This is a genomic window from Phycisphaerae bacterium (assembly GCA_035384605.1).
GTDB lineage: Bacteria > Planctomycetota > Phycisphaerae > UBA1845 > PWPN01 > JAUCQB01.
Map to the genome: position 1 here is coordinate 1 of DAOOIV010000069.1, position 8,036 is coordinate 8,036.

Consider the following 8,036-nt stretch of genomic DNA (forward strand, 5'->3'; position numbering starts at 1 on the left):
TCGCCAAGGGAGTTTTCGCGCTTGACAAGACGGGGGCTAATGGGTGAATGCTGACAGCTTGTCATCCTCGGTTGTCAGTCAAGCACGGCGCTGCCCTCTGGCGGATTGGCTTGCCCGACACGCTCGCAGACCGTGCCGGTGCCCGATCGAAACCGGTTCACTTGTGAAATCAGCATCCCGCCGAGCATGACCGCTGCGCCGAACCATTCCCGCGGCTCGAATCTTTCATTGAGGATCATGATGCCGGCGACGGCCGCGAATACCGCCTCCAGGCTGAGCACCAAGGCGGCGTGTCCGGGCGGCGCGTCCCGCTGACCGAACAGTTGCAGCGTATACGCAATTCCGGCCGAGACGATTCCACCGTAGAGAATCGCATATATGGCCGCCCGCAGGCCCACCGCGCTGATTCCCTCGGTGGGCAGCGCCCCGATACTACTCACGATCGCCACGGTCACGAATTGCACCAACCCGAGTCTCAGCGGATCGGTTCGCGGGGCGAATCGGCCGATGAGCAGCACGTGGATCGCCCATACCACCGCGCCGATCATTTCCAAAAGGTCGCCACGGTTGATCTCCAGCGATTCGACCACGCTCAGAAAGTAGAGACCTACTACGGATAGGACCGCCCCGACCCACGTGGCGATGCTCGTATGCTGGCCGACCAGCAGGCCCAGCACCGGCACCAGGGGCACGTAGAAGCCGGTGATGAAGGCTGCTTTGCCGGCGGTGGTGTAGACCAAACCCGCCTGCTGAAGGTTGACCGCGACGAACAATACCAGTCCCGCCAATCCCCCGCCGACAAGGCATCGGCCCCACCCGTCACCAGTCGGACCGACCGCGATCGGTTCGCCAACAGTCCAACGCCGAGACCGCACGGCAATAACCGGCACAAGCACCATCGCGCCCAGCGCGAATCGCACCCCGGTGAAGGTCAGCGGTCCCATATGCCGCATGGCAACCCGTTGAGGCACAAACGCCACGCCCCACAGAAGGGCTGCCAACACGAGGATCGCGTCAGCCCGCAAGATCTTGCGTTTCATCCGAACCACCAGGCCAACCGTCGACCCCACGCTCGACAGCCGTCATTGCCGGCCATGCTCGCGTGCAACAGCAGGTTTTCGGCCGTACAAGCGAACGGCTCCGGAGACAGCTTGCCGGAGCCGTTATGAGTATTCCCCTGTTCCAAGAGCCTGACGGTCCCCGACGAGCGGCGTCCGCCGAAACTCGGGGATGCCGGCCGGGAGCTGAAAGCCGCCGGCCCGTTTGCCCCTTACCACCTCTTTCCGTCCTTGCGGGTACCGCAGAGGTTGACTTCCATGCCCATGGCGGCCGCCATCGCCGCCTTGACCAGCACCGCATTGTCCGCGGCCTTGGCGTCGCGGGCGTAGGCCACCTGGATGTGGTTGGCCTTGTGCTTGGCCATGAATTCGTCACGGCTGACGCCGTAAGTGATCGCGTGCATGATCGGCCACTGCGAGGTCGTGGCTTCCCAGCGACGCTCGGTCTCTTCTTTGGGCAGTCTGACCACCCCGCCGCGGCCAATATCAATCTTGAGTCTGCCGTCCTCGATGAAGACTCGCGACCACACGATCTCGCCGGGCTTGGAGACACCCTTGATCGTCCCGCCGCCCAGTCGAAAATACATCGCCGGCTGCCGCTCGCTGCTGGCCCCCTTCCACCCGCCGATCAAATGGGCCGGCGGCACCGAGCCGCTGATCAGGAACACCCACACGTAGTCATCGACCGTCCCTGAACGGTCCCAGTCGCCCCAGCGCACGTCGTGCAGCGTGTTCTCCGGCGGCTGCCCCATCGCCCGGTGAATCCGGTAGGTCATCAGGCAGTCAAGCCCGCAGCACTCGTCGACTTCGTTGAAGTGCGGCAGAGCCTCGCCCGGGTACAGCAACCGCTTGCCGTCGCGGCTGTACACCGGCGGGCGGTCGACGTTGTTCAGCGTTCCCTCGACCAGATCGCTGGCCGGCAGCAGATCTTTGAGACCTTGCTGGTACTGGATGCCGATTGTGTGGCAGCCGAAGTCGTCGGCGATGCGCATCGCGGCGATGTACATCTTGCATTGCGTGAGGATCTGTTTCTCCGTCAGGTGCTTCTTCTCGTCCGGACCGGTGACGAAAGTCATGCCTTTGCGGTCATACCACTTGCGAATCTCGCGAGCCTCGCGGTCGCTGACTTGCGTGGTCTCGTAATAGAGGGCCGACTGGCTCAGGCGTTCCTTGTAGACCCCGGTCGGGTTCAGCAGCTCGTCGGGGATGATGGCGTTATACATGCCCATGCAACCCTCGTCGAAAACGCCCATGATCGCTTTCTCGCGACGGAGCTGATCGGCCAAAGCCTCGCCGAGGGCCCGCTCCTTGGCAGGAATTCTCACTTTCGAGAACGGCGTGACGTGTTTCATGGGATGCGTCACGCTGCCGGTCTTGAGCCACCGCTGCAGACCGGCTCGAAACTCCTTCGATGAGAAATCCTCGCTCCACAACGTGGAGTACTTCTTGCCGGCCTTGGTCAGCGAGCCGTTGAGGTTCAGCATGCCGACCAGGCCCGGCCACTGCCCGGACCAGTTGGCGCAGGTCAGGATCGGCCCCTGGTGGGCCAGCAGGCCGGCCAACACGTGGTGCGAGTACTGCCACACGGCCTCCGCAACGATCAACGGCGCCGTGGAATCGATGCCGGCGAACACCTTCATGCCCTCAACCTGCGAGGAGATGAAGCCGTGTTTCTCATTCCGCTTGTAAGGATGGGCACGCACGAGCTCGTAGCCGAAATCGGCGACCGCCTTGGACAGGGCCTGTTCCATCTCGTGCTGCGCGGGCCAACAGACCTGATTGGCCGACAGGCGAAGGTCGCCGCTGGCAACCATCAGAACCTGCTTCTTACCAACTTTTGGCGTTTTCGGGAGCCTGGGAAACTTGTAAGCTGCCATAATTCGGAGTTCCTTGTATAAAAACCGCCCGGCGACATGCCCGGCCTGAGACACTATCTACACGCATTGGCCGGGGGGTGCAAGGCAACGGCACTTGACCAGCCCGGGGGACTGTCCCGCAAGCCGAGGGTCCGCTCACGGGTCTCCGATGCTGGGTTTCGGGGTCAACCGGCCGGCTCAGCCCCCCGGCTCGTCGGGCCGGTGGCCGGGAGGGAGGAAATGGGCAACCTTCGGGCGAAAACGCCCAGATGGTTGGCCACCCATCGCTCGTATTTGCCGCTGGGACTGCTGAGCAACAGGGGATTGCCGTCCGGACCCTCGATGACCAACGCCGTGCTGCCGCCCCCGTCGAGATTGAGGCCGTTCCAGGCACCCAGCCTGCGCAGCCATTCGGCGGTTTCAGTGGTGGTGGCCCCTTCGCTGTAATTGGTCTGCCGGCCGTCGATGGTCATCAGGATCAGGTAACGCTGGTCCTTGCTGATTCCGACGGCGGATCTCGGTTCCAAGTCGTTGCCTGTGCCCACGTTGCGACCGTCCAGCAAAATGGCGTGGAAACCGCTCAGCCCGTTGAAGGCCCTGCCGACTGCTACCGGCGATAGGCCAATCCATGCCTTTCGATCTCGATCGATCAGCAGAGCATCATACTGGTTGGGCGGCGAGTAGAGATTGCCTCGCGAAAGAGACAAGCCACGGACGTCCAGAGGTTCCCGAGCCCGGCTGGCCGTCGGCGAAAAGACCGAACCGTTGATAGCCACCTGACACTTGAACTCCTTCAGAAACTCAGAGGGAGCGCGGGCGTTGCAGTCCAGGGGCTCATCGCCATTTGAGGGGGTGACGAGAAAGTCAATCGTCGGCTCGCGGCAGTCGACGCGGACTGCCCGGATCTGCATCGGCCTGGGAATGGACGTAGATGCCCGACACATCTCGACGCCGACAAAAAGAGGTTGCCAGAGACCGATCTGTTCGCCCGGTCCGGTAGCAGGCACCGGTGACGTCAGAGGCTCAGGGTGTTCAGGCTCCAGCCGGCTGATGACCATCAGCGCGATCGCCGGCAACCCGCCGAGAATCAAGACGGCAACAGGTATCTTGAATCGCGAAAACCGTTCCACACACGTCCCTCGCTCGCGCTGCTGACCGGTGAATCACTACCCTTCTTATCGGCTGGAAATGAGCATCCTGTTGATGAACGCGGCACTGGACCAGCCGAGCCGACACCGGCTCGGCTTGCGGTTCCTCGGCAACATCAACCAGGCCGGCAGGACGCCCGGTGCAGGTTTCGACGGCTCTCGGCCGCGTGGGCATGGCTGTCGGGGTTCAGGTGACGCGGTCGACGGGGTTTGCGGTTTGCGTGTAGAATAGTCGACCGTTCTATGCCCCTACGGAGACGAGATGAGCAATAAGAAACTCTACGGCATCTTCACCCCGAACATGGTCCCGTTGGACGATCGGGGCCGGATCAATGAGCCTGAACTGCGTCGCATTGTCGACTGGCTGATCGAAAAAGGCATCTCCGGCTTGTATCCCAACGGAAGCACGGGCGAATTCACCCGCTTCAGTTTCGAGGAGCGCAAAGAAATCGTCCGGATCGTCGCCGAGCAGAACGCGGGGCGACGGTTCCTACTGGCCGGCGCCGCCGAGGCCAATGTCGAGAAGACCATTGAGGCGGCGGCCTACTACCATTCCTTGGGCGCCACGGCCGTGGCCATCGTCGCCCCCTTCTACTACAAGATCAGCCAGGAGGGGGTGTACGCCTATTTCAGCGAGATCGCCCGCAACAGCCCCATTGATTTGACGTTGTACAACATCCCCCAGTTCGCCAACGACATCAGCAACGACACGATCAAGCGTCTGGCCGCCGAGCATCCACGGATCATCGGCATCAAGGATTCCAGCCGCGATTTGCCAAAATACGTAAACATGATGCATGAGATCAGGCCGATCCGCCCTGATTTCGTCTTTCTGATCGGCTGCGAGGAGATCCTGTTGCCCTCGATGATCATGGGAGGCGACGGTGGAACCGTGGCCACCAGCGGCGTCGTGCCCGAGGTGGTCATGAAGCTTTACAACCTGACGATGGCCGGACGCATCGAAGAAGCACGGCAGGTCCAGTACGCTCTGCTCGACCTGATCAAGATGATCATCTTCGGTGCCGACTTCCCCGAAGCCGTGCGACAAGCAGTGGGGCTGCGCGGGTTCAAGATGGGGCGCGGACGCCAGCCGCTGTCGCCTTCGCAGCAGTTCAGCCTGGAGGATGTCGCCCGAACCGTCCAGTGCATCCTCAACCAGTTCGGCCTGACCGATGCCCCGCCCGGAGGTTGCGATCCGCTCCCGCTGGGCCTCGATCGACAATCGCTCGACCAGATCGTGCAGGACGTGCTCCGCGGCCTGCGGACCAAGAGGAATTGACCGTCCATGCGGACGCAACGTACCCTGGAAGACGTGCGCACAATGACGGACTCGCCCGGCAAGACAGCATCGAGGTCGCCGCAGCGACCGAGACCTGCCGCGCGGTCAGGACGGCGGCAGGTCTTCGCCGCCTTTGACGATTCCGACCGTGCTCTGCCGGTTGCACGCGCGCCCTTGCCGTGTCTGCCGCTCTTCACCGGCCCCCACGCCCCAACCCCCGGCCCTTCACCTGGGCCACATGAACATCGACTCGTTACAGGGGGTGTCCGGTGAACGCTATGATCCTACCCAACCTGGAGAGCGTCGGTTTTGTTGAGGTGATGGGCCTCGGCACATCCCTGGTCGTCGCCGACGTCATGGCCAAGGCCGCGAACGTGACCATAGCCGGAATTGAGTCCAACGCCCTCGGCGGCATGGGTGTCAAAGTCACCGGCAGCACCGGTGATGTGCGGGCCTCCGTCGAGGCCGGTTGGGCGATTGCCGAGCAGATGCACGCGGGGATCAACCGAACCGTCTGGCCGAACTACTCGGCCCAGGCCGACTTCCTCGTTCACTCGAAGCAGGAGTTCAACGCTCTGCTTGAAGCCAATGATCATCTTCTGCCGCCGGATGCCAACCTGCCGGCCGGCAGTACCATGAAAGGAACGGACAACACCATGGCGAAACCGGATGCGATCGGGTTTATCGAGACGCAGGGCCTCGTCGGCATGATGGAGGCGGCGGACGTGATGCTCAAGGCCGCAAACGTCGAGATCATCGGCAAGGAGAAGATCGGCGCCGCTTACGTCACCGTGATGGTCAGAGGCGACGTCGCCGCCGTGAAAACCGCTGTCGAGGCGGGCGCCGCCGCGGTCAACAGCCTCGGGGGCAAACTCATCCTGGCCCATGTGATTCCGCGACCGCACGAGGGCCTGACCAGACTGTTGCCGGCGTGAAGTCGTGCCCCATGGTATCCGAACTGGACGGCTTTCATGACCAGGAACACACTTCCCCAACCTGCAACCCGGCCGGCAGGCATCCGACACGGCATTGTCGTCTTCCTGGCGGCCTTCATGGCCATGCTGCCTGCACTGCGGGGCGGTTTCATCGAGGGGGATGATGAACAACTTGTCCTCAACTTCGTTCTCGTCAGCCGGCCGTCATTGTCCCACGCCCTCGAGTTGCTCACTCTTGAACCGCACCGATACCTCTACCAACCCGTTCCGATGCTCAGCTTCGCGGCGGAGTTCGCCCTGCTCAAAGCCGTCGGCCTCAGTGCCCTGCCGGACGCCCCGAACTCCGGCACCTGGCTGTTCCACCTGACCAACGTTCTCATCCACGCCGCCGCCGCCCTCCTTGTGTGGCGGCTGATACGTCGTTTGCATCCTGACCCGCTTGTCGCGCTGGTCGCCGGTATTCTGTTTGCGGTTCATCCGATGGGCTCCGAGCCGACCGCCTGGGTTTGTGGACGGATGATCTCGCTGTCGGCGCTCTTCTCACTGCTTTCACTGAATCTGCTTGATGCTTGGGAAGAACGGCCGCGCATCGGGCTGGCTCTGCTTGTGCTCGCAGCGGTGGTGCTGGCCATGACCAGCAAGGTCCAGGTCGGCTTGCCCGTCCTCATGCTCCTGCTGCCGCTGGCCCGTAGGCGCTGGCCGCGCCGTACCTGGTGGGTCATCTGGGGCCTATCTCTGCTGATCACCGGCTCTTTCGCCGTGCTGAACGTGACCCTGACAAAACAGACCCATCTGTTGGAAGTGGCCGCCGAGCGATTGGAAGGCCCGCGCAGCGTTCGCGTCCTGCTCGCTCTGGGTTGGTATCTCAGTCGGGTCGTGTGGCCGGCAGGCCTGGCCCCGTTTCATCCTGCGAGGTGGGTGGTCGCTTGGTCCGATCCCGATGTTCTGACTGCTGTGCTGACGCTCCTTGTGGCGCTTGTTCTGGTGACGATCTCCGTGAGATGGACGCGAATCGGAGTCCTGGGGCTGATCTGGTTCCTGGCAAATGTTGCCGCCACTCTGCCTCTTCTGCCCTCACGAAGCTCGATGTTCGCTGAACGTTACGTCTACATCTCCAACATAGGGCTTTTCTGGGCAATCGCGGCATTCCTTGTGTTCGGCTATCGGCGGTGGGCCGAAGCGAGACCGTCGGTGAGATGGTTTTCAAGAGTTGCCGCCGCGCTGGCTGTTCTCATGTTGGTCATCACAACATGGCAAACCGTCACGGCTTTCCGGGACGATATCCGCAAGAACCTCCGAGTCGCAGAGGTATATCCCAACATACCCGGCTCATGGACGCGACTGGGCTTGGCCTACTACGGTGCGGGTCAATATGAGCAGGCTATCGAGGCTGCTAACGAGGATATGGCTCGACATCCTGCCGAGACCAGTGCCAGTGTCCATCGCGTCATCGGGATGGCTTACCACAAGATGAAACGCATCGATGACGCCATCGAGGCCCTGCAAAAATCGCTGGAAGCCGATCCGCACAGCTATCGGACGCATCGTCACCTCGCCGAGGTCTACAGAGAGGCAGGGCGGACGGACGAGGCCATGGCCCACTATCGTCACGCTCTGGCACTGGCTCCGATGTACGAGCCGGCACTGCTCGGGCTTGGCCAGATGCTCCAAACCGCAGGTCAGGCGGACGAGGCGGTGCCCCTCTATGAGCGCGTGCTGAAGGACAACCCTTTTCATCTGACGGCCAACCTTGCGATGGC

The 8,036-nt window shown here is 62.4% G+C and carries 6 protein-coding genes and 1 pseudogene; 4 read left to right on the forward strand and 3 right to left on the reverse strand.

The window, feature by feature from the left end:
• Window positions 1–74: 74 nt before the first annotated feature.
• The 3 genes from PLL20_14565 to PLL20_14575 all read right to left on the reverse strand — a co-directional run bounded on the left by PLL20_14565 (window position 75) and on the right by PLL20_14575 (window position 4,044).
• The gene (locus PLL20_14565) at window positions 75–1,040 is read right to left on the reverse strand and encodes a DMT family transporter (GenBank protein ID HPD31212.1); all 966 of its coding nucleotides are present in this window, start codon (window positions 1,038–1,040) and stop codon (window positions 75–77) included.
• Between the two features lie 230 nt (window positions 1,041–1,270).
• A complete protein-coding gene (locus PLL20_14570; GenBank protein HPD31213.1) occupies window positions 1,271–2,935 on the reverse strand; it encodes a fucose isomerase in 1,665 nt (554 codons plus the stop codon).
• A gap of 164 nt (window positions 2,936–3,099) precedes the next feature.
• On the reverse strand, window positions 3,100–4,044 hold the full coding sequence (locus PLL20_14575) for a phosphodiester glycosidase family protein (protein HPD31214.1): 945 nt from the start codon (window positions 4,042–4,044) through the stop codon (window positions 3,100–3,102).
• 280 nt (window positions 4,045–4,324) lie between these two features.
• On the opposite strand from PLL20_14575, the gene PLL20_14580 reads away from it, so the two are divergent.
• From PLL20_14580 to PLL20_14595, 4 genes and pseudogenes are all read left to right on the forward strand, one after another.
• The gene (locus tag PLL20_14580) at window positions 4,325–5,341 is read left to right on the forward strand and encodes a dihydrodipicolinate synthase family protein (protein HPD31215.1); all 1,017 of its coding nucleotides are present in this window, start codon (window positions 4,325–4,327) and stop codon (window positions 5,339–5,341) included.
• Between the two features lie 278 nt (window positions 5,342–5,619).
• Window positions 5,620–5,817, forward strand: a pseudogene (locus PLL20_14585) (BMC domain-containing protein).
• 180 nt (window positions 5,818–5,997) lie between these two features.
• Window positions 5,998–6,276, forward strand: coding sequence for a BMC domain-containing protein (locus PLL20_14590; protein ID HPD31216.1), 279 nt, complete (start codon window positions 5,998–6,000; stop codon window positions 6,274–6,276).
• 36 nt (window positions 6,277–6,312) lie between these two features.
• On the forward strand, window positions 6,313–8,036 hold a 1,724-nt coding region (locus PLL20_14595; GenBank protein ID HPD31217.1), incomplete at its 3' end, for a tetratricopeptide repeat protein.